Consider the following 19,471-nt stretch of genomic DNA (forward strand, 5'->3'; position numbering starts at 1 on the left):
ACAACGAGACAACCGAGAACTTTGAGAACGAGGAGCTGAAATGAGTGCATCTACCCACGGCACGACGCCTTACTACTACGTCCCCGCGGAGTCTCGCCACCCCGTGCTGGCGGCGGCGGGGTTGTTCTTTGTCCTCCTCGGCGCGAGCCAGTGGATCAACGGCCATGACTGGGGCAAGTATTCGCTGGCCTTCGGCCTGGCGTGGTGGCTGTTCGTGCTGTACCAGTGGTTCCGCGATGCCGCGCGCGAGAGCGAGGGCGGGCTGTATGGCCGCAAGATCGACATCTCGTACCGCTGGAGCATGAGCTGGTTCATCTTCTCGGAGGTGATGTTCTTCGGCGCTTTCTTCACCGCGCTGTGGTGGGCGCGTGCGCATTCCGTGCCGGCCCTGGGCAGCCTGGACAACGCGCTGCTGTGGCCCGACTTCAAGGCGGTCTGGCCCAGCCTGGCGGCCGGGGTGACCGCCTCGCCGGCCAACACCGTGGAGCCGTTCCAGACCGTGGGGCCATTCTGGCTGCCCACCATCAACACCGCGCTGCTGCTGACGTCGGGCGTCACGCTCACCATCGCCCACCACGCGCTGCGTGAAGGCCAACGCGCCAAGACGATTGGCTTCATGTGGATCACGGTGCTGCTGGGCTTCGTGTTCCTGTGCGTGCAGGGCTACGAGTACTTCCACCTCTACACCGACCTGAACCTCAAGCTCACCTCGGGCGTGTTCGGCTCCACCTTCTTCATGCTCACAGGCTTCCACGGTTTCCACGTGTTCGTGGGCATGCTGATGCTGCTGTTCATCACGCTGCGCCTGCACAGCGGCCACTTCACGGCCGAGCGCCACTTCGGCTTCGAGGGCGCGGCCTGGTACTGGCACTTCGTGGACGTGGTCTGGCTGGGCCTGTACATCCTGGTGTATTGGATGTAATCCCGTCTCCGGATCGGGAAAAAGCGCCGCAAGGCGCTTTTTTTACGCGGAGGTGGTTGCTTCAAAAACAGGAGCTGCCTGCGCTTGATAGATAAGCACTTTGGATATAAATACTATTGAAAGCCCTGTGCACCAAGCGCGGGGCGCTCACTTTTTTGATGGCCATCGGCGTGCGCCTCAGCGCACTGCGGCGGGCAGCCCGGTTGGCTGGATGTACCCCAGCTTCCAGGCCAGCAGCAGGCACAGGAACAGCACGATGGACAGCCCCACGCGCAGCCCCAGCGCGCGGGCCATGCGCTTGCCCTGCTGCTGGTCGTCGCCCTTGCCGCGCATCATGAAAAACAGCGCCGAGCCCAGGCTTGCGATGATGGCGAGAAACGCCAATGCCACCAGAATCTTCATAAGGCCCATTATCCGGTGAACCCTGCCCGACAACCCTTCGGCCTGCGCTTCTGGCTGGTGACCCTCGCGGCGCTGGTCGCCATGGTGGTGACCGCGTCCCTGGGCCGCTGGCAACTGTCGCGTGCCGCGCAGAAGACCGCGCTGCAGGCGGCCATGGACGAACGCCAGTCCCGCGCACCGCTGCAGGGTGCCGAACTGGCACAGGCGCTGCAGTCGGCATCGCAGGAGGCCACCGCGCCGCTGCTGCACCGCCGCGCCGAGCTGCGCGGCCAGTGGCTGCCCGAGGCCACGGTGTTCCTGGAGAACCGCCAGATGTACGGGCGTCCGGGCTTTTTCGTGTTCACGCCCCTGCAACTGGCGGACAGCCCGCGCGTGGTGCTGGTACAGCGCGGCTGGGCGCCGCGCAACTTCCTGGAGCGCACGCGCCTGCCGGAGATCACCACCCCTGCCGGACCAGTGCAGTTGGAGGGGCGGCTCGCCGGACCGCCGGCGCGGTTGTATGAGTTCGCACCCACCGCCCAGGGCGAGGGGTCTTCGCGCATCCGGCAGAATCTGGACCTGGCCGCCTATGGGGCCGAGACCGGCCTGGCGCTGGCGCCCCTGACCGTCGTGCAGACCGGCGCCGCCAGCGACGGGCTGCAGCGCGACTGGGCGCCCATCGACAGCGGCGTCGACAAGCATTACGGCTACGCATTCCAATGGTTCGGGCTTTGCGGCCTGGTGGCAATCCTCTATGTCTGGTTCCAATTCGTCCGACGCTTCCTTCGCCCAGGCCGCCAGCGTGGTGCCTGAGACCGGCGGCCAGCAGCCGCTGGGCCTCACGGTGCACAGCCTGCCCCAGGCCGGCGATGCCATGGCGGCGCTGCAGCGCTCGCGCAGCGGCCGCTGGCAGATGCTGGGGCTGTTGCTGGTGTGCGCGGCGCCCGTGATCGCTTCGTACTTCACCTATTACGTGCTGCGTCCCGAGGGCCGGCGCAACTTTGGTGAGCTCATCGAACCCCAGCGCGCCTTGCCCGCGCAGGCCGCAGCCACCGCATTGGACGGCACGGCGCATACGCTGGGCGAGCTGCGTGGCCAGTGGCTGCTGGTGAGCGTGGCACCCGGCGCCTGCGACGACGGCTGCCGCAACAACCTGTACCTGCAGCGCCAGTTGCGCGAAACCATGGGCCGCGAGAAGGAGCGCATGGACTGGGTCTGGCTGGTGTCCGACGGCGCTGTGCCCCCGGCGGAGATCGCCCCCGGCCTGCAGGGCGCCACCGTGCGCCGCGTGGATGCCGCCACCTTGGCCACCTGGCTGCAACCCGCGCCCGGCCATACGCTGGAAGAACACCTGTACGTCGTAGACCCGCAGGGCCACTGGATGATGCGCTTTCCCGCGCGGCTGGACCGCGCTGGCGCGGCCAAGGCCAAGCGCGACCTGGATCGGCTGCTGCGCGCCTCAGCATCATGGGACCAGCCGGGCCGCTTGCAGGAGGCCCCGTGACGGACATGCAGCCGCTGTACGACCTGGCGCCGGCCCTGGAGCTGATGGCCCTGGGCATCGTGATCGCCCTGGGCCCGCTGGCCTGGGTGTGGTGGCGCGGGCGGGGCGGCACACCGGTGCGGCGCTTGCAGGCGCTCACCGTGCTCACGCTGTTCCTCACCTTCGACCTGGTGCTGTTCGGCGCCTTCACGCGCCTGACGGACTCCGGCCTGGGCTGCCCTGACTGGCCGGGCTGCTACGGCAACGCCAGCCCGGTGGGCGCGCGTGCGGAGATCTCCGCCGCGCAGGAAGCCATGCCCACCGGCCCCGTCACCCACGGCAAGGCCTGGGTGGAGATGATCCACCGTTACCTTGCCACCGGCGTGGGCGTGCTGATCATCGCGCTCACCGTGGGCGCGTGGCGCCAGCGCCGCGCAGCTGCACAGTTGCCTCAGTTGGCAGGGGCGGCGCCTGCGCTGAGCCCCTGGTGGCCCACCGCCACGCTGGTGTGGGTGTGCCTGCAGGGCGCTTTCGGCGCGCTCACCGTGACCATGAAATTGTTCCCCGCCATCGTCACGCTGCACCTCATCGGCGGGCTGGTGCTGTTGGCGCTGCTGTGCGTGCAGGCCGTGCGCCAGACGCAGATGACGGCACCCGTGGCGCTGCCACGCGGCCTGCGCTGGCTGCTGGGCGTGACGGCGGCGCTGGTGGCGCTGCAGGTCGTGCTGGGCGGCTGGGTCAGCACCAATTACGCGGTGCTGGCCTGCACCACTTTCCCGCAGTGCCAGGGCAGCTGGTGGCCCGACATGGCCTTTGCCGAGGGCTTTCAGGTCTGGCGCGCGCTGGGCCTGCTGCAGGACGGCAGCCACATCAGCTTCGCCGGGCTCACGGCCATCCACTATGTGCACCGGCTCGCGGCCTACCTGGTGCTGGCGGCGCTGGCGCTGCTGGCCTGGCGCCTGCGCCGCGCGGGCGTGTTGCGCGACCTGGCGCGCTGGCTCGCAGGCCTGGCGCTGCTGCAGTTTGTCACCGGCCTGTCCAACGTGGTGCTGGACTGGCCGCTGGTGGCCGCCGTGCTGCACACGGGCGGCGCTGCCGCGCTGGTGGTGGTGCTGACCTGGGCGCTCACGGCCAGCCGCGCCACCGCCGGCGCCACGGCTTCGCAGCCGCGCGCCGGTGCCGATTCCGTCAAGAGAGTTTCCGCATGAGTGCCGCTCCTGCTCCCGCCCCCGCCGCCGCAGCGCCACGCGCTCTGCCGTCGCGGCTGTCCCAGTTCTACGCGCTGACCAAGCCGCGCGTGGTGCAGCTCATCGTGTTCTGCGCCTTCATCGGCATGGTGCTGGCCGTGCCGGGCATGCCCAGCGGCGCGCAGTGGGCGTTGATGGCCGTGGCCAGCGCGGGCATCTGGCTCGTGGCCGGTGCGGCGGCGGCGTTCAACTGCATCGTGGAGCAGGGCATCGACGCCAAGATGAAGCGCACGGCCTGGCGCCCCACGGCCAAGGGCGAGCTGTCCAACACGCAGACGCTGCTGTTCTCGGCGCTGCTGTGCGCGGCGGGCTCGGCGCTGCTGTACTGGTGGGTCAACCCGCTGACCATGTGGCTGACCTTCGCCACGTTTGTCGGCTATGCGGTGATCTACACGGTGATCCTCAAGCCGCTCACGCCGCAGAACATCGTGATCGGCGGCGCCAGCGGCGCCATGCCGCCCGTGCTGGGCTGGGCCGCGATGACCGGCGAGGTGGGCCCCGAGGCACTGATCCTGTTCCTCATCATTTTCCTGTGGACGCCGCCGCACTTCTGGGCACTGGCGCTGTACCGCGTGGAGGACTATCGCAAGTCCGGCCTGCCCATGCTGCCCGTCACCCACGGCAACGAGTTCACGCGCCTGCAGGTGTTTCTCTATACCTTGATCCTGTTCGCAGGCTGCCTCATGCCTTTCGTGTACGGTATGAGTTCGTGGATCTACCTTGCAGCCGCCGTGGTGCTGGGCGCGGGCTTTTGCCTGTACGGCTTCCGGCTGTGGCGCGATTACTCCGACACGCTGGCGCGCAAGACCTTTCGTTTCTCGCTGATCCACCTGAGCCTGCTGTTCGCGGCGCTGCTGGTGGACCACTACCTCCTGTGAGGCAAGCTTATGGATAAACGTGATGCTCTGAAAAAAATAGCTGCTGGCGCTCTCTGGATGGGCGTTGCAGGCACTTTTGCCGCGTGTTCTCCGAAGGCGCCCAAGTTCCAGGGGGTGGACCTCACGGGCGCCGAGTACGCGCGCGACCTGCAGTTGACCGACCACAACGGCCAGCCGCGCAGCCTCAAGGACTTCGCGGGCAAGGTGGTGGTGGTGTTCTTCGGCTACACGCAATGCCCGGACGTTTGCCCCACGTCGATGTCCGAACTGGCCGACGTCAAGCGCGCCCTCGGCGCGGACGGCGACAAGCTGCAAGGCATCTTCGTCAGCGTGGACCCCGAGCGCGACACGCCCGAGGTACTCAAGGCCTACATGGCCAACTTCGATCCCAGCTTCCTCGCGCTGCGCGGCACGCCCGAGCAACTGGCCGCCGTGGCCAAGGACTTCAAGATCTACTACAAGCGCGTGGAGGGCCAGACCCCCACGAGCTACACCATGGACCATTCCGCCGGCAGCTATGTCTATGACCCTGCCGGCCGCCTGCGCGTGTACCACCGCTACGGCAGTGGGGCACAGAGCCTGGCGGCCGACGTGCGCGCGCTGCTGGACGAAACGCGCTGATTCCACGCGCTCCACGCGCCCAGGGGCTGGCGTGTGGCAAAAGCCACATTGCCCGTAGGGCCTGAATTGACGTGTGCGTCACCTTGGGTGGCGATAGGCGCCAGGAGTACGCCGCGCCTGCCTAGAGTGCGCAGTGGCTGGTCGCCATGCGCATCGACGGTGATGGCGCAGGCGCCGGCCACGGCCTCAACCTACCGACGCCCTACCGACGCGCCATGGATTCCTTTGCCCCTGCCGCCCGCCCCCGGTCCGAGGACGGCGTGACGCACCCGCCGCCCCATCGGACCGATGACGCCGCCGACGACAGTGCGGCGGCCTTCCTGCAGCGCATCGGCAGCCTGCGCGCGGGCACGCTGGAGCGCGCTGCCATGGATGCGGCGCCCGACGGCATCGTGCTGGCCGACCGACAGGGCCGCATCCTCATGGTCAACGCCCCCATGGAGACCATCAGCGGCTACACCAACGCGCAGTTGTGCGGCCAGTCCATCGACCTGCTGGTGCCGGTGCACGCGCGGCCCGAGCATGGCCAGCATATGCAGCGCTACCACCAGTCTCCCAGCCGCCGGCCCATGGGCATGGGGCGCGACCTGTGGTTGCAGCGACGCGACGGTAGCCAGGTGCCGGTGGACATCGCCCTCGGCCATTCCTCCGCCCACGGGGGCACGGTGGTGGCTTTTGTGCGCGACGTCTCCGACCTGCGGCGCCTGGAGGCGCGTATGCACTACCAGGCCACGCACGACACGCTGACCGGTCTGCTCAACCGCTGGAAGTTCGGCCAGCGGCTGGAACAGGCGATCGCGGAGCAGGCGGCAGCGCAAAGCCCGCCCTTCGCGCTGCTGCTGCTCGATCTGGACGACTTCAAGGCCATCAACGATGGCTACGGCCATGCCGCCGGCGACCAGGTGCTGCAGGAGGTGGCGCGGCGCCTGCGGGGTGCGCTGGGCACGGGCGACATCCTTGCGCGCCTGGGCGGCGACGAGTTCACCGTGCTGTTGCCCGGGGTGGCCTGCGCCGCGCAGGCCGAGTGCGTGGCCGCGCGGCTGATGCAGGCGCTGTGCGTGCCCTGCCGCGTGCAGGGGTTCGAACTGAACTTCGGCGCCAGCATGGGCATTGCGCTGTGCCCGCAGGATGCGGGCGACGCCGCCACGCTGCTGCGCTATGCCGACATGGCCATGTACCACGCCAAGCACCGCGGGCGCGCCAACTTCGCGTTCTACGCTCCGTCCATGGGCCGCAAGATGGCCGAGAAGATCCAGTTGCACGACCGGCTCAAGCTGGCGCTGGCCTACGGCGGGCTGACGCTGCATTACCAGCCGCAGGTCGAGGTGGCCACCAACCGCATGGTGGGTGTGGAGGCCCTGCTGCGCTGGCACGACCCGCAGCTGGGCGAGGTGTCGCCCGAGCGCTTCGTACCCGTGGCGGAGGCCACGGGACTGATCCTGGAGTTGGGCGCCTGGGTCATGGCCGCGGCCTGTCGCCAGATCGCGGCGTGGGAGCGCCAGGGCATGCGTCTGCGCGTGGCGGTGAACCTGTCCGCCCAGCAGCTGCGGCAGACCGACCTCGTCGAGCAGGTGGCGCGCAACCTGCGCACCCACCATGTCCCGCCCGAGCTGCTGGAACTGGAGGTGACCGAGTCCGAAGCCCTGGCGGACCCCGAGCAGGCCTGCCAGGTGCTGAACGAGCTGCGCGCGCTGGGCGTGGCCGTGGCGCTGGACGACTTCGGCACGGGCCACTCGTCGCTGGCCTACCTCAAGCGCCTGCCGGTGTCGCACATCAAGGTGGACCGGGAATTCATGCGCAACGTGCCTGCCAGCGGAGGCGACACCACGCTGGTGCGCGCCGTGGTCGCGCTGGCGCACACCATGGGGCTGCGGGTCGTCGTGGAGGGGGTGGAAACGCGCGAGCAGCTGCAGTTCTTGCGCGAGATGCAGTGCGCCTGCTACCAGGGCTGGCTGTTTGCCAAGGCGCTGGCGCCCGACGACGTGGCGCTGCTGTACGCGGCCGGTGCCGACGTGGCGGCGGAAGGCGCGCTGGGCTGAGGTGCCGGCAGCGACGCTGGCTTACAGCGCGGCGTGCACCGGCGCTTGCGCCGCAGGGGTGGTGCGCGCAGCCGCACGCGCCTGGTACAGGTTGGCCGCCGAGCGGCGGCCGCCGCGCGTGAGCGCCAGCAGCGGCGCGCGCTGGATCTCGCAGTGCCAGCGGTCGCGCCGCAGCACGCCTTGCTCCTGCGCCAGCAGCGCCAGGGCGCGCGCCACGGACTCGCGCGTGGTGGCGAGCAGGGCAGCCAGCACCGTATGGCTGGGCAGGCGCACCAGCGTGCTGCGCTGCAGCTCGGCCAGTTGCAGCAGCGCGCCCGCCAGTTGGCCCACCACGCCGCGGATGCGGGCGATGCGGCCCCAGTCGGCCAGGCGCGCGTTGGCGTTCAGTTGTTCGCGCGCCAGTTCCAGCAGGAATTCGCCTTGGGACTGGCGGCCCGCCCCCAGCAGGGGCGCCAGGTCCAGTTGGCAGACGCGCCCCGGCGTGACCGCCACGTAGGACAGGTCCGCCGGCTGCTGCAGCAGCGCGGGGGCGCCCAGGGCCTCGCAGCAGCCCGCCATGCCTACGGGGTGCTCCACTCCATCGTCGCCGCGGCGCTGCACCAGCAGCGTACCGATCTTGACCACCTGCACACTGTGGATGCTCTCGCCCTGGCGCTGCAGCATCTCGCCCTTGCGAAAGCGCCGCTCCGTCAGGTGCCCGCGCCAGCCCGCGCGCGTTTGCGGGTCCAGGCGGCCCAGCAGGCACTGCTGCTGGCAGGCGCAGTCGTTGCAGGTATGGCCGCCGGAGGACGGATGGTCGGTCATGAGTACAAGCCAAAATGGGCTTCAGCGCTTGTCTGGCAAGCGGTGGAAGCTATGAATACCGTAGCGTCTCGCAGAGGGCCGGTCAGCGGCCTCGGAGTGCTGGGGATTGGCGGAGAGTGTGCAAGGCGGGGCCGTCCTGCCCCGTGACCTAGGTCAACGTTTGGGACCAAGTGCTTGCACTGCGCGCCGCAGGCCGCGCCCCCGGCCGGCCCTTACCGCCGTGGCCGCCGCGCTGCGACGGTGCGCGGTCAATCGGCGCGGATGCCCTGTTCGCGGATGACGCGGCTCATGGTGGCCGTGTCGGCCTGGATCCGGTTGGCCAGCCCCTCGGCCGAGGAGCCAATGGCCTGCCAGCCCTGCTGGAACAGCTTGGCGCGCACTTCCGGGCTGCGGGCGATCTCGCCGATCACGCGGGACAGCCGTGCGCGCACCGGGGCGGGCATGGACGCGGGTGCGGCAAAGGCGTTCCAGATCTCCAGCTGGAAGTCGCGCACGCCGGCCTCCGCCAGGCTGGGCACCTCGGGCGCCAGCGTGCTGCGGCCCGCGGAGGTCACACCGATCAGGCGCAGCTTGCCCGCCCGTGCCTGGGCCTGCGCGAGCGCGGGCGGCAGCAGCGCCATTTGCAACTGGCCACCGAGCATGGCGGTGGCCACCTGCGGGTAGCCGGGGTAGGGTACGTGCACCGGGGCGATGCCGGTGCGCGCCTTGAGCAGCTCGGTGCCCAGGTGGCCCACGGTGCCCACGCCGGGGGTGCCGTAGCTCCAGCGGTCGCCCCCGGTGCGCGCGGCCTGCAGGAAGGCGCGTGCGTCGGCGCCCGCGGGCACGTCGGGCTGGTTCACGGGAGCGGTCAGGACCAGGGGCGATACGCCGATCAGCGACAGCGGCGCGAAATCCTTCACGGGGTCGTAGGGCACGTGCGCGTTGAGCAGCTTGGCGATCGTCAGGTTGCCGTTGATAAACAGGCCGATGGTGTGGCCGTCCTGCGCCTTGGCGACCGCATCGGCGCCGATGTTGCCGCCCGCACCCACCTTGTTTTCCACGACCACGGGTTGGCCCAGGGCTTGGGACAGTGGCTCGGAGAAGGTGCGCGCCGTCAAGTCGGGCGAAGAACCCGGTGGGAAGCCCACGATGATGCGCAGGGGCTTGGCGGGCCAGCCGGGGGTGGCGGGCGCGGCATCCTTCTGGGCCATGGCGGCGCCGCAGGCCGAAGCCAGGGCCAGTGCCAGCAGGCCGCGGCGGGCGAGGGGGTGGGGGAACATGGGTGGCGATCTCCAGTCTGGGCCGGGCAGCGAAGTGCGGCCCCGCCGGCAAAGAAAAAGGCGCGTAGCCGGTGAGGGCCGCGCGCCTGGATTATCTGCCCGCGATCCGGGCTGCTGGGCGAAGGCTCAGGCGTACTCGGCCAGCGCCTTCTTCATCTTTTTCATGGCGGCCACCTCGATCTGGCGGATGCGCTCCGCGCTCACGCCGTACTCGGCCGCCAACTCGTGCAGTGTCATGCCGCCCGAGCCATCGTCGTTCACCTGCAGCCAGCGCTGCTCCACGATGCGGCGGCTGCGTGCGTCCAGGCTGTCCAGGGCGGTGGCAATACCGTCCGTGGCCAGCGCGTCACGCTGGCGCGACTCGATCATGGCGGTGGGCTCATGGCCCGCGTCGGCGAGGTAGGCGATGGGGCCAAAGGCCTGCTCGCCGTCGTCGCTGGGAGCGGGGTCCAGCAGCACGTCGCCACCGGACAGGCGGGTTTCCATCTCGATGACTTCCTCGCGCTTCACGTTGAGCTGCTCGGCCACCAGGTCGATCTCGTGGTCGGATAAGGTCTCGCGGTGCGTGTCGGCGTCCAGCGCGTCGGCCTTGAAGCCCTGCTTCATGGAGCGCAGGTTGAAGAACAGCTTGCGCTGCGCCTTGGTCGTTGCCACCTTGACCATGCGCCAGTTCTTCAGGATGTACTCGTGGATCTCGGCCTTGATCCAATGCATGGCGTAGCTCACCAGGCGAACGCCCTGGTCAGGGTCAAAGCGCTTGACGGCCTTCATCAGGCCCACGTTGCCTTCCTGGATGAGGTCGCCATGCGGCAGGCCGTAACCCAGGTACTGGCGCGAGATGGACACGACCAGGCGCAGGTGCGACAGCACCAGGCGGCCGGCAGCCTCGACATTGTTGTCATCCTTGAGCTGGCGCGCGTAGCGCTGCTCCTCCTCCTGCGTGAGCAGGGGAAGGCGGTTGACGGCGGAGATATAGGCGTCCAGGTTGCCCAGCGGGGGAACCAGCGCCCACGGGTTCGCGGGCGCGAGGGTCGTCACGGAGGTTGCAGTCTGGAGTGCCATATCGGTAGTCCTTTCTTCCATGCAAATCATATTAGCACTCCATTGGATAGAGTGCTAAAGGCATAGTTCCCCTACGGATGTAGGAAATAACCACCAAGAGGCGCAACGACGGCCTTAGAACGCAGGTGGGGCTGCTTCGCCGCGCGTCAAGGTCCGTTATGCAGTTACGCCTTGTGCCAGACTTCGATCATGACATCTTCCCCAGACGCACAGATCGCCGTTGTGACCACCACCGTGGGCGGCGACGCCGCCGCACACCGACTGGCCAGCGGCGCTGTCCAGGCGCGCCTGGCCGCCTGCGTGCAGGTGGAGGCCATCACCTCGCACTATGTCTGGCAGGGGGTGCAGCAGGCGGAAGCAGAGTGGCGGCTGGTGTGCAAGACGCTGTTGTCTGCCGCGCCCGCCTTGCGGGACTGGCTACGTGCCCAGCACCCCTACGAAGTGCCGCAACTGCTCACCCACGCCGTGCAGGCAGAGCAGGACTATGTGCTGTGGGTGGCGCAGCAGGTGGACCCGGCCTCGATAACCGGGCCTGGTCAAGCGCCGCGTTGAAGCCAATGGCTGGCGGATGCCGCCTGCATCCGCCCACAGAGGGTAACTATCTCAGGTCAGCAGGGCCTGGGCGAATTCGCGTGCGCTGAAGGTCTCCAGGTCTTCCACCTTCTCGCCCACGCCAATGAAGTACACGGGCACGGGCCGCTCCTGCGCGATGGCGGCCAGCACGCCGCCCTTGGCCGTGCCGTCCAGTTTGGTGACGATCAGGCCGGTGAGTTGAAGCGCGTCGTCGAACGCGCGCACCTGCGCCAGGGCGTTCTGGCCGGTGTTGCCGTCGATCACCAGTAGCACCTCGTGCGGGGCGCTGGCATCGGCCTTGGTGACCACGCGGCGGATCTTCTTCAGCTCTTCCATCAGGTGCAGCTGCGTAGGCAGGCGGCCGGCAGTGTCCACCAGCACCACATCTTTGCCGCGCGCGCGGCCGGCGGTAACGGCGTCAAAGCTCACGGCGGCAGGGTCGCCCCCTTCCTGGCTGACGATCTCCACCGTGTTGCGCGTGGCCCAGACACCCAACTGCTCGCGCGCCGCGGCGCGGAAGGTATCGGCGGCGGCCAGCAGCACGCTCTCGCCATGGTCGGCCAGGTGCTTGGTGAGCTTGCCGATGGAGGTGGTCTTGCCCGCGCCGTTCACGCCGGCCACCATGATCACGGTGGGTGTGTGCTCGCCGATCACCAGGGGCTTTTCCAGCGGCCGCAGCAGGTCGGCCAGCGCATCGGCCAGCAGTCCCTTTACGGCAGCAGGCTCGGTGGTCTTGGTTTCTTTCACGCGGCGCTTGAGGTCCTCCAGCAGGTGCTGCGTGGCTTTCACCCCGGTGTCGGCCATGAGCAGGGCTTCCTCCAGCTCGTCGTACAGCGCGTCGTTGATCTGCGTGCCCGTGAAGACGGTCGCGATGCTGCTGCCGGTCTTGCGCAGGCCGGATTTCAGCCGGTCCATCCAGCCCTGGCGTGCGCCCTCGGGCTTCGGGGTGGGCTCGGGGACGGCAAGGGGCGCGTCGATGGCTGCGGGGGCGCCGGCCGAAGGGGCAGCCGGCTCCGCCACGCTGGTGGCGCCTGCGCCAAAGGGCTTGCGCAGCCAGCCGAATGCGCCGCCGCTGGCGGGGGCGTCGGCTGCGGGCGGCGCCGCAGGGCTGGCCACGTCCTCGGGTGCAAGGGCGGGTTCGGTGGGGGCGGGCGGTTTCTTCTTGAAAAAACTGAACATTGGCGGGTTCTTAGAATCGCAGCCATTCTATGAAACGCGCTATCACCCTTGTGGGCCTGCTGGCCTGTCTGCACGCCTGGGCGCAAAACCCGGCGCATGAGTCCCCACCTGCTGCGTCTGCCGCGGCGGCGCACGCCCAGGCCACCTCGGCCAGCGGTGCGCAGCAATTCACCCTGAAGAACGGCATGCAGCTCATCGTGCAGCCCGACCGGCGCGCGCCCACGGCGGTGCACATGGTCTGGCTGCGCGTAGGCGCCATGGACGAGGTGGACGGCACCTCGGGCGTGGCGCATGTGCTGGAGCACATGATGTTCAAGGGCTCGAAGGCCGTGCCGCCGGGCGAGTTCTCGCGCCGCGTGGCGGCGCTGGGCGGGCAGGAGAACGCCTTCACCAGCCGCGACTACACCGGCTATTACCAGCAGATACCGGCCGACCGGCTGGCCGACGTGATGCGGCTGGAATCCGACCGCTTCGCCCACAACCAGTGGCCCGACGCCGAGTTCACCAAGGAGATCGAGGTCGTCAAGGAAGAGCGCCGCATGCGCACCGAGGACCAGCCGCGCGCCGCGCTCATCGAGCAGCTGTTCGCCTCCACCTTCATCGCTTCGCCCTACCGTCGCCCGGTGGTGGGCTGGATGAGCGACCTGGACTCCATGACCCCCGACGACGTGCGCCGCTTTCACCGCGACTGGTACGTGCCCGGCAATGCCGCCGTGGTGGTGGCGGGCGACGTGGACCCGGCGCAGGTGCTGGCCCTGGCGGAGAAGACCTACGGCACCATTCCCGCACGTGCCCTGCCGGCGCGCAAGCCGCGCACCGAGCCGGCGCAGCAGGGCCTACGCCGCATCGCCTTCAAGGCGCCGGCCGAGCAGGCCTACGTGGCGCTGGCCTTCCGCGTGCCGGGTGTCACGCGCCTGGACGACATGACCGATGCCGACCGTGACGGCCTGGCGCTGCTGGTGCTGTCGGCCGTGCTCAGCGGCTACGACGGCGCGCGGCTGGAGCGAGCCCTCACGCAGGGTGCGGACCGTGTGGCCGACGGCGCGGACAGCCAGGCGTCCATCCTCGGGCGCGGACCGGCGCTGTTTCTCATGACCGGCGTGCCCGCCGCGGGCAAGACCTCGGCCCAGGTCGAGGAGGCGCTGCGCGCCGAGGTGGCCCGCGTGGCGCGCGAGGGCGTGAGCGAGGCCGAGCTCTCGCGCGTGAAAACGCAGTGGGCGGCCTCCACCATCTACGCGCGCGATTCGCTTTACAGCCAGGCCAGCGATCTGGGCAGCAACTGGGTGCAGGGCCTGCCGCTGGACGCGGACGAACGCATGCTCAAGCTGCTGCGCGCGGTCACGCCGCAGCAGGTGCAATCCGTGGCGGCGCGTTACTTCGGCGACGATCAGCTCACCGTTGCCACGCTGCTGCCCCAGCCCGTGGCGGCCGGTGCCAAGCGCGCCGCCCCAGCACCCGACGCTGCCGGTGGCCGCGTGCATTGAGCCAAGGTGTCATCGATGTACAGAACTATTAAAACGATAGCTGCTCGCGCTTTGTTGATAAGCGCTGGAGCCATTTTTTATACCCAATCCGCCTGGGCGCTCCTGCCCATCCAGCACTGGACCGAGCCCAGCGGCGCACGCGTGTGGCTGGTGGAAAGCCCGGCCATTCCGATGGTGGACGTGCAGGTGGACTTCGATGCCGGCGCGCGCCGCGACCCTGCGGCCCAGGCGGGCCTGGCCGCGGCGGCCGCGCTCATGAGCTCCAAAGGCGTGACCGCGGGCGGGCCGAACGAGCCCCCGATGGACGAGAACGACCTGGGCGAGGCCTGGGCAGACCTGGGCGCCAGCTTCGAGGCGGGCGCCGAGCGCGACGGCCTGGCGTTCTCGCTGCGCTCGCTGACCGAGCCCGATCTGCTGGACCGTGCCGCGCGCCTGGCCGCGCGTCAACTGGGCCAGCCCAGCTATGCACCGGACGTGTGGCAGCGCGAGCGGGCCCGTTGGAGCGCCGCCATCAAGGAGGCCGACACACGCCCCGGCACGGTCGCCGGCAAGGCCTTCAACGCCGCGGTGTTCGGCAGCCACCCCTACGGCCAGCGCGCCACGGCCGAGACACTGAACAACATCCAGCCGGCCGATCTGCAGGCTTTCCATGCCCAGTACCTGCAGGCCTGCCGTGCGCGGGTGAGCATCGTGGGAGCCCTCACGCGTTCCCAGGCGCAGACGTTGGTGCAGACGCTGCTGTCGCGCCTGCCTGCGCCCCAGGCCGGGGCCTGCGCGCCGTTGCCAGCCGTGGCCGAGGTGCAGCCGCTGGCACGCGCCGTGCAGGAGGATGTGCCCTTCGCTTCGGCCCAAGCCCACGTGCTCATCGGCCAGCCGGGCTTCGTGCGCCGGGATCCGGACTTCCTCGCGCTGCTGGTGGGCAACCACATCCTGGGCGGCGGTGGGTTCACCTCGCGCCTGACCAATGAGGTGCGCGAGAAGCGCGGCCTGTCCTACAGCGTGGGCAGCAGCTTCTCGCCTGGCTTGAACGCCGGGGCCTTCGTCGTCGGCCTGCAGACCCGGCCCGACCAGGCCGCCCAGGCCGTGCAGGTCACGCGCGACGTGCTCGCGCGCTTCGTGGCCGAAGGACCCACCGAGGCCGAACTGCGCGCCGCCAAGGACAACCTCGTCGGCGGCTTTGCGCTGCGCATCGACAGCAACCGCAAGCTGCTGGCCAACGTGGTCAACATCGCCTGGAACGACCTGCCGCTGGACTACCTGGAGCACTGGACCGACCGCGTGGAGGCCCTCACCGTGGCCGACATCCGCGCCGCCCTGCAGCGCAAGCTGCAGCCCGAGCGCATGGTGACCGTCACCGTGGGCGCGCAGCCGGCCGCCACGGCAAAGGCCCGGCCATGAACGGGCGTGCCGCGGCGCCAGCCGCCCCGCGCACAGCCCCACGTACGGCAGTGCGTGCGCCCGCCAAGGGCGCCGGCGAGGTGCGCATCATCGGCGGGCAGTGGAAACGCACGCGCCTGCCGGTGCTGGACAAGCCCGGCCTGCGTCCCACGCCCGATCGCGTGCGCGAGACACTTTTCAACTGGCTGGGCCAGGACCTGACGGGCTGGCGCTGCTTGGATGCCTTCGCCGGCACCGGCGCCTTGGGTTTCGAGGCCGCATCGCGCGGCGCGGCCAGCGTGCTGCTGGTGGAGGGCGACGCCGCACTGGCCGCACAGCTGGAGACGCTGCGCCAGCGCCTGCACACGAGCGCCGTGCGCGTACAGCGTGGCGACGGCGTGGCCGCGCTGCGCCGGTGCGCGCCAGCCAGCATGCACCTGCTGCTCATCGACCCGCCGTTTGGCGGCGAGCTGTTCGCCCCCGCGCTGCAAGCAGCCGCACAGGCCGTGGCGCCCGACGGCTTCATCTACCTGGAGGCGCCCGCAGCCTGGACGCAGGAGCAACTCGGCCCGCTGGGGCTGGCGCTGCACCGGCACCTGAAGGCCGGGGCCGTGCATGCGCACCTGCTCCACAAAGCCTGATTGCTATTGATATAGTAGCTGCTGGCGCTTATTGGTAGGGCGCTGGAAGCTGATTTGGTTTCAATGCCCTTTAGGTGGGCGTGCGCTGCATAATCCGCCCCACGGAGCCTGGGGGCTCCGCCACTGCAAGGAGACCCCACGCCATGGCGCATGTGCTCGCCGTTTATCCCGGAACCTTCGACCCCATCACGCTGGGGCATGAGGATCTGGTGCGCCGCGCGGCAAGACTGTTCGACCGCGTAATCGTGGCCGTGGCCATTGCCCACCACAAGAAAACCCTGTTCAGCCTGGACGAGCGCATGGAGATGGCGCGCCAGGCGCTTGCCGACTGTCCGCAGGTGCAGGTGGAATCCTTCGAGGGGCTGGTGACGGAGTTCACTGCCGCGCGCGGCGGCACGGCCATGGTGCGCGGGCTGCGCTCGGGCACGGACTTCGACTACGAGTTCCAGCTTGCCGGCATGAACCGCGCGCTGGTGCCCGGTGTCGAGACGGTGTTTCTCACACCCGCGAGCCAGTACCAGTTCATCAGCAGCACGCTGGTGCGCGAGATCGGCACGCTGGGCGGCGACGTGGCGCAGTTTGTCTCGCCCGGCGTGCACGAGCGCCTCTTGCACAAGCTGGGCCGCACCGCCGCGGCGTGATCAGCGCCGCGCCACGGTGTCGTGCACGAAGCGCAGCTTGCGCAGCGCGCCCGTGGACAGGGCAAACGGATAGGCATCGCGCTGGCCCATGCTGCGGTTCAGGCTGTTGAGCAGCAGCGTCAGCGGCATCCACGCCGAGACCATGGCATCAAAACCGGGCGCCGGCTGTGCAAACGGGTCGGGCATGGCGTAGTACTGCGCGTGGTCGGGTGTCGTGCCGGGAATGGCCATGCGGGTCTGAAAGCTGGCGGCCGTCTCCAGCAGATCGACCAGGTGCAGGTAATGCGCCCACGTCTCGGCCCAGTCCTCCCAGGGGTGCGCGGCGGCATAGGCGCTGACGTGCTGCGGCTGCCATTGCGCAGCGGGCAGGGGGGCACGCTGGTAGTGCGCCTGCAGCGCCTGGGCGTAGTCGCGCCGCTCGTCGCCGAAGAGTGCGCGGAAGGCCTCCACATGCCCGGCGCGCAGCACCAACTCTTCCCAGTAGTAGTGGCCGGATTCATGCCGCAGGTGACCCAGCAGCGTGCGGTAGGGTTCATGCATGGCCTGGCGCCGGCGCGCGCGCTCGTCGTCATCAGCCTCGGCCACGTTGAGGGTCACGACACCCTGGGCATGCCCCGTCATGACGGGCGGCGCGCCCGTCACGTCCGCCAGGAATTCATACACCGGCCCGGGCTGCTGCGTGCTCAACAGTCCCAGGCGCGCCAGCGTGTAGAACAGGTGCCGCTTGGCGCTCTCTATCTGCGACCAGCGGCGCAGGTTGTCGGGCAGGGACAGGTCCGGCAGCACGCGCGTCCGGCGGCAGGCGGCGCACAGCCCGCCGTGCGCCTGGGCATCTGCGGCCGGTAGCGCAAAGGTGCAGGCGCCGTAGGTGGTGCGGTTGGTGCATAGCTGGTAGTGGGCCGGTGGCGCAGTGCCGTCGCTGCCGCGTGTAGGAACACGCTGCCAGGTGCGCGACAGGGCGTGGTCGCCGTCGTCCGCAGGCGCGAGCGCCAACATGGCCATGTCTTCGGGAGAGAACGCCAGCGTGCAGCCGCAGTGCACGCATTGCACGCTCTCGAAGAACACGAGGGAGCCGCATTGGCCGCAGTGGAACAGTCGCATGCGTAGGGATTCTGACGCAGGTAGTACGCCTCACCTGCCATTGAAAAAAAACGCCGCCCAGAGGGCGGCGTTCCTGCGCAGTCGTGTGCGTCACGGGCGCACGACGATGCTGTTGCGCACCTCGCGCACATGCTTGGTGTTGCGCGCGATGGCTTCGGCGCGGTCCTTCTCGGCCTGGGTCTTGGCAAAGCCCGAGAGCTGGACGGTGCCGTTCAGCGTCTCCACGCTGATGGCGGTGGCAGAGACGCTCTTGTCCTCTGCCATCTTGGCCTTCACGGCGGTGGTGATACCTGCGTCGTCCATGTAGGAGCCCACGGTTTGCTGGTTGCGTGCTACCGAGCAGCCGGTGGAAACGATGGTGGCGCCTGCAAGCAGGGAGAAGGCGATGGCACGTGCGTATTTCATGGTTGTGTCCTTGGGTTATGGTTGAAAACACGGGTGCTGGGATAACCCCGCTGCGGCCTGTTGCACCCTCCGGTGGCCTCAACGGTTGGGAAAGGGAGGCTAGCGGTGCAGCCAGTCCTTCAGTTCATCCGCATGCTCCTCCTCGTCGGCCAAGATGCCTTCGAGCATGCGCCGCGTGGTGGGATCCTTGTCGCCGATCAACTGGATCATCTGGCGATAGGCCTCCACCGCGATGCGCTCCGCCACCAGGTTGGCGCGCACCATGTCTTGCAAATCGGACGACTCATCGTATTGCGCATGGCTGCGCGACAGCAGCGTAGAAGGGGAGAAGTCCGGTGAGCCGCCCAACTGCACGATGCGTTGGGCGAGCAGATCGGCATGGGCTGCCTCCTCGTTGGCGTGCACCAGGAACTCTGCGGCGATCGCCGGCGACTCGCGGCCGTCCGCCGTGAAATAGTGCCGCTTGTAGCGCATCACGCAGACCAACTCGGTCGCCAGAGCGTCGTTGAGCAGGGCAATGATGGCATCGCGGTGTGGGCCGTACGCGGGCGTCACGGCGCCTTCGTCCAGATCCGCGGTGGCTGCCTGGCGCAGCGCGGCTTCGTCAAGCTGAAGCGCGCTGGCGTGGGTATCGCTGTGCATCATCGGGTCGGTTCCTGCGGTGGTCTCAATAACGCTCGCTGCGGTGGCGTGTCCACATCAGCGCAGTGGCAAAGGCGGCGCCCGCGGCTGCGGCGATCAGCAGGGACTTGCCGGGTTGTTCCGCGACGTAGCGGTTCGTGGCGTCCGCAGCCTGGTGAAACTGGCGCCGCGCGCGTTCGCCGGTGTGCGCGCAGTACGAAATGCCGCGCGTGGCCAGGTCCTGCGCCTTGGCGGCCAGGTCGTCGATCATCGGGTCCACGCCCTCTTGCATGCGCTGCATGCGGGTCTCGGCCTTGTCGATGGACTCATTGGTCATCCGGCGGGTGGACTGCAGTGTTTCGGACGCCTTGTCGAACACGCCTTCGGCCACGTTGTGCGCCGTCTCTGCCGCCTTCTGGGTGGTGGTTTGGATCGTCATTGGGGGAGTTCCTTTCTGTGGTGGCATCTGCCTGGCGGACCAGGTTGCTGGGGCGTCAGCCCCTCTTCAACAAGCTGAGCACGAAGGTCACAACCGCCATGATCACGAACACGAAGAACAGGATCTTCGCGATGCCCACGGCGCCGGCGGCGATGCCGCCAAATCCGAACAGGGCGGCCACCAAGGCGATGACCAGGAATACCACTGCGTAATGCAACATAACCAGCTCCTTGTTTTCGGCGCGGTGCGCCGGGTGGTTGCGAATGCGCCTGAGCACATGGCTTGACTGTAGGGAGGCTGGCGTTACATGAGTG

The 19,471-nt window shown here is 68.9% G+C and carries 22 protein-coding genes; 12 read left to right on the forward strand and 10 right to left on the reverse strand.

From position 1 onward, the window contains the following. Window positions 1–40: 40 nt before the first annotated feature. Complete coding sequence (locus tag BA022_RS18445; RefSeq protein WP_088888410.1) at window positions 41–922, forward strand: cytochrome c oxidase subunit 3; 882 nt, start codon at window positions 41–43, stop codon at window positions 920–922. A gap of 177 nt (window positions 923–1,099) precedes the next feature. Here the strand turns inward: BA022_RS18445 and BA022_RS18450 are convergent, their stop codons facing one another. Next, window positions 1,100–1,324 (reverse strand): twin transmembrane helix small protein, encoded by a 225-nt coding sequence (locus BA022_RS18450; RefSeq protein ID WP_187305989.1) that lies wholly within the window; start codon window positions 1,322–1,324, stop codon window positions 1,100–1,102. A gap of 15 nt (window positions 1,325–1,339) precedes the next feature. Here BA022_RS18450 and BA022_RS18455 point away from each other — a divergent pair, with 15 nt between their 5' ends. The 6 genes from BA022_RS18455 (at window position 1,340) to BA022_RS18480 (ending at window position 7,571) form a co-directional block, all read left to right on the forward strand. Continuing rightward, entirely contained in the window at window positions 1,340–2,116 is a 777-nt protein-coding gene (locus tag BA022_RS18455) for an SURF1 family protein (protein WP_088888411.1), read from the forward strand. Continuing rightward, a complete protein-coding gene (locus tag BA022_RS18460) occupies window positions 2,058–2,807 on the forward strand; it encodes a thioredoxin domain-containing protein (RefSeq protein ID WP_011806627.1) in 750 nt (249 codons plus the stop codon). Before BA022_RS18455 ends, BA022_RS18460 begins: the two co-directional genes overlap by 59 nt. Continuing rightward, window positions 2,804–3,994: a COX15/CtaA family protein gene (locus tag BA022_RS18465; protein ID WP_187305990.1), complete on the forward strand. Its 1,191-nt coding sequence runs from the start codon at window positions 2,804–2,806 to the stop codon at window positions 3,992–3,994. The genes BA022_RS18460 and BA022_RS18465 overlap by 4 nt, the downstream gene beginning before the upstream one ends. Next, window positions 3,991–4,911: a heme o synthase gene (cyoE, locus tag BA022_RS18470; RefSeq protein ID WP_088888413.1), complete on the forward strand. Its 921-nt coding sequence runs from the start codon at window positions 3,991–3,993 to the stop codon at window positions 4,909–4,911. The genes BA022_RS18465 and cyoE overlap by 4 nt, the downstream gene beginning before the upstream one ends. Before the next feature lie 57 nt (window positions 4,912–4,968). Beyond that, window positions 4,969–5,532, forward strand: coding sequence for an SCO family protein (locus BA022_RS18475; protein WP_015914157.1), 564 nt, complete (start codon window positions 4,969–4,971; stop codon window positions 5,530–5,532). Between the two features lie 215 nt (window positions 5,533–5,747). Beyond that, complete coding sequence (locus BA022_RS18480) at window positions 5,748–7,571, forward strand: putative bifunctional diguanylate cyclase/phosphodiesterase (protein ID WP_228403657.1); 1,824 nt, start codon at window positions 5,748–5,750, stop codon at window positions 7,569–7,571. A gap of 21 nt (window positions 7,572–7,592) precedes the next feature. On the opposite strand, the gene BA022_RS18485 is transcribed toward BA022_RS18480, so the two are convergent. From BA022_RS18485 to rpoH, 3 genes are all read right to left on the reverse strand, one after another. Further along, on the reverse strand, window positions 7,593–8,375 hold the full coding sequence (locus BA022_RS18485) for a Crp/Fnr family transcriptional regulator (RefSeq protein ID WP_088888415.1): 783 nt from the start codon (window positions 8,373–8,375) through the stop codon (window positions 7,593–7,595). A 248-nt stretch (window positions 8,376–8,623) separates the two neighbouring features. Then, window positions 8,624–9,634, reverse strand: a complete 1,011-nt coding sequence (locus tag BA022_RS18490) for a Bug family tripartite tricarboxylate transporter substrate binding protein (protein ID WP_088888416.1) — start codon at window positions 9,632–9,634, stop codon at window positions 8,624–8,626. A 126-nt stretch (window positions 9,635–9,760) separates the two neighbouring features. Beyond that, the gene (gene rpoH / locus BA022_RS18495; protein ID WP_088888417.1) at window positions 9,761–10,696 is read right to left on the reverse strand and encodes an RNA polymerase sigma factor RpoH; all 936 of its coding nucleotides are present in this window, start codon (window positions 10,694–10,696) and stop codon (window positions 9,761–9,763) included. Window positions 10,697–10,885: 189 nt separating this feature from the next. Between rpoH and cutA the strand changes: the two genes are divergently transcribed. Continuing rightward, complete coding sequence (gene cutA, locus BA022_RS18500) at window positions 10,886–11,248, forward strand: divalent-cation tolerance protein CutA (protein WP_088888418.1); 363 nt, start codon at window positions 10,886–10,888, stop codon at window positions 11,246–11,248. Window positions 11,249–11,299: 51 nt separating this feature from the next. Here the strand turns inward: cutA and ftsY are convergent, their stop codons facing one another. Further along, complete coding sequence (gene ftsY, locus BA022_RS18505; RefSeq protein ID WP_088888419.1) at window positions 11,300–12,448, reverse strand: signal recognition particle-docking protein FtsY; 1,149 nt, start codon at window positions 12,446–12,448, stop codon at window positions 11,300–11,302. A gap of 29 nt (window positions 12,449–12,477) precedes the next feature. Here ftsY and BA022_RS18510 point away from each other — a divergent pair, with 29 nt between their 5' ends. The 4 genes from BA022_RS18510 to coaD all read left to right on the forward strand — a co-directional run bounded on the left by BA022_RS18510 (window position 12,478) and on the right by coaD (window position 16,591). Further along, the gene (locus BA022_RS18510) at window positions 12,478–13,932 is read left to right on the forward strand and encodes a M16 family metallopeptidase (protein ID WP_088888420.1); all 1,455 of its coding nucleotides are present in this window, start codon (window positions 12,478–12,480) and stop codon (window positions 13,930–13,932) included. Window positions 13,933–13,947: 15 nt separating this feature from the next. Further along, window positions 13,948–15,330, forward strand: coding sequence for a M16 family metallopeptidase (locus tag BA022_RS18515; protein WP_088888421.1), 1,383 nt, complete (start codon window positions 13,948–13,950; stop codon window positions 15,328–15,330). Further along, a complete protein-coding gene (rsmD, locus tag BA022_RS18520) occupies window positions 15,327–15,950 on the forward strand; it encodes a 16S rRNA (guanine(966)-N(2))-methyltransferase RsmD (RefSeq protein ID WP_088888422.1) in 624 nt (207 codons plus the stop codon). The genes BA022_RS18515 and rsmD overlap by 4 nt, the downstream gene beginning before the upstream one ends. Window positions 15,951–16,093: 143 nt before the next feature. Continuing rightward, complete coding sequence (gene coaD, locus BA022_RS18525; RefSeq protein WP_011806614.1) at window positions 16,094–16,591, forward strand: pantetheine-phosphate adenylyltransferase; 498 nt, start codon at window positions 16,094–16,096, stop codon at window positions 16,589–16,591. Here the strand turns inward: coaD and BA022_RS18530 are convergent, their stop codons facing one another. The 5 genes from BA022_RS18530 to BA022_RS18550 form a co-directional block, all read right to left on the reverse strand. Beyond that, a complete protein-coding gene (locus BA022_RS18530) occupies window positions 16,592–17,692 on the reverse strand; it encodes a zinc-binding metallopeptidase family protein (RefSeq protein ID WP_088888423.1) in 1,101 nt (366 codons plus the stop codon). A 90-nt stretch (window positions 17,693–17,782) separates the two neighbouring features. Continuing rightward, window positions 17,783–18,097: a BON domain-containing protein gene (locus BA022_RS18535; protein WP_015914146.1), complete on the reverse strand. Its 315-nt coding sequence runs from the start codon at window positions 18,095–18,097 to the stop codon at window positions 17,783–17,785. 99 nt (window positions 18,098–18,196) lie between these two features. Then, window positions 18,197–18,742: a ferritin-like domain-containing protein gene (locus tag BA022_RS18540; RefSeq protein ID WP_088888424.1), complete on the reverse strand. Its 546-nt coding sequence runs from the start codon at window positions 18,740–18,742 to the stop codon at window positions 18,197–18,199. Window positions 18,743–18,764: 22 nt separating this feature from the next. Continuing rightward, window positions 18,765–19,157 (reverse strand): hypothetical protein, encoded by a 393-nt coding sequence (locus BA022_RS18545; RefSeq protein ID WP_011806610.1) that lies wholly within the window; start codon window positions 19,155–19,157, stop codon window positions 18,765–18,767. Window positions 19,158–19,212: 55 nt separating this feature from the next. After that, window positions 19,213–19,377, reverse strand: a complete 165-nt coding sequence (locus BA022_RS18550) for a DUF1328 domain-containing protein (RefSeq protein WP_011806609.1) — start codon at window positions 19,375–19,377, stop codon at window positions 19,213–19,215. Between the last annotated feature and the right edge of the window lie 94 nt (window positions 19,378–19,471).

Origin of the sequence: Diaphorobacter nitroreducens, from assembly GCF_002214645.1 — a bacterium.
In the GTDB taxonomy this organism is placed as follows: Bacteria; Pseudomonadota; Gammaproteobacteria; order Burkholderiales; family Burkholderiaceae_C; genus Diaphorobacter; species Diaphorobacter nitroreducens.

Coding starts and splice junctions, on each gene's coding strand:
- BA022_RS18445 (WP_088888410.1), top strand. CDS start 41: ATGAGTGCATCTACCCACGGCACGACGCCTTACTACTACGTCCCCGCG.
- BA022_RS18450 (WP_187305989.1), bottom strand. CDS start 1,324: ATGAAGATTCTGGTGGCATTGGCGTTTCTCGCCATCATCGCAAGCCTG.
- BA022_RS18460 (WP_011806627.1), top strand. CDS start 2,058: ATGTCTGGTTCCAATTCGTCCGACGCTTCCTTCGCCCAGGCCGCCAGC.
- cyoE (WP_088888413.1), top strand. CDS start 3,991: ATGAGTGCCGCTCCTGCTCCCGCCCCCGCCGCCGCAGCGCCACGCGCT.
- BA022_RS18475 (WP_015914157.1), top strand. CDS start 4,969: ATGGGCGTTGCAGGCACTTTTGCCGCGTGTTCTCCGAAGGCGCCCAAG.
- BA022_RS18480 (WP_228403657.1), top strand. CDS start 5,748: ATGGATTCCTTTGCCCCTGCCGCCCGCCCCCGGTCCGAGGACGGCGTG.
- BA022_RS18485 (WP_088888415.1), bottom strand. CDS start 8,375: ATGACCGACCATCCGTCCTCCGGCGGCCATACCTGCAACGACTGCGCC.
- BA022_RS18490 (WP_088888416.1), bottom strand. CDS start 9,634: ATGTTCCCCCACCCCCTCGCCCGCCGCGGCCTGCTGGCACTGGCCCTG.
- rpoH (WP_088888417.1), bottom strand. CDS start 10,696: ATGGCACTCCAGACTGCAACCTCCGTGACGACCCTCGCGCCCGCGAAC.
- cutA (WP_088888418.1), top strand. CDS start 10,886: ATGACATCTTCCCCAGACGCACAGATCGCCGTTGTGACCACCACCGTG.
- ftsY (WP_088888419.1), bottom strand. CDS start 12,448: ATGTTCAGTTTTTTCAAGAAGAAACCGCCCGCCCCCACCGAACCCGCC.
- BA022_RS18510 (WP_088888420.1), top strand. CDS start 12,478: ATGAAACGCGCTATCACCCTTGTGGGCCTGCTGGCCTGTCTGCACGCC.
- BA022_RS18515 (WP_088888421.1), top strand. CDS start 13,948: ATGTACAGAACTATTAAAACGATAGCTGCTCGCGCTTTGTTGATAAGC.
- rsmD (WP_088888422.1), top strand. CDS start 15,327: ATGAACGGGCGTGCCGCGGCGCCAGCCGCCCCGCGCACAGCCCCACGT.
- coaD (WP_011806614.1), top strand. CDS start 16,094: ATGGCGCATGTGCTCGCCGTTTATCCCGGAACCTTCGACCCCATCACG.
- BA022_RS18530 (WP_088888423.1), bottom strand. CDS start 17,692: ATGCGACTGTTCCACTGCGGCCAATGCGGCTCCCTCGTGTTCTTCGAG.
- BA022_RS18535 (WP_015914146.1), bottom strand. CDS start 18,097: ATGAAATACGCACGTGCCATCGCCTTCTCCCTGCTTGCAGGCGCCACC.
- BA022_RS18540 (WP_088888424.1), bottom strand. CDS start 18,742: ATGATGCACAGCGATACCCACGCCAGCGCGCTTCAGCTTGACGAAGCC.
- BA022_RS18545 (WP_011806610.1), bottom strand. CDS start 19,157: ATGACGATCCAAACCACCACCCAGAAGGCGGCAGAGACGGCGCACAAC.
- BA022_RS18550 (WP_011806609.1), bottom strand. CDS start 19,377: ATGTTGCATTACGCAGTGGTATTCCTGGTCATCGCCTTGGTGGCCGCC.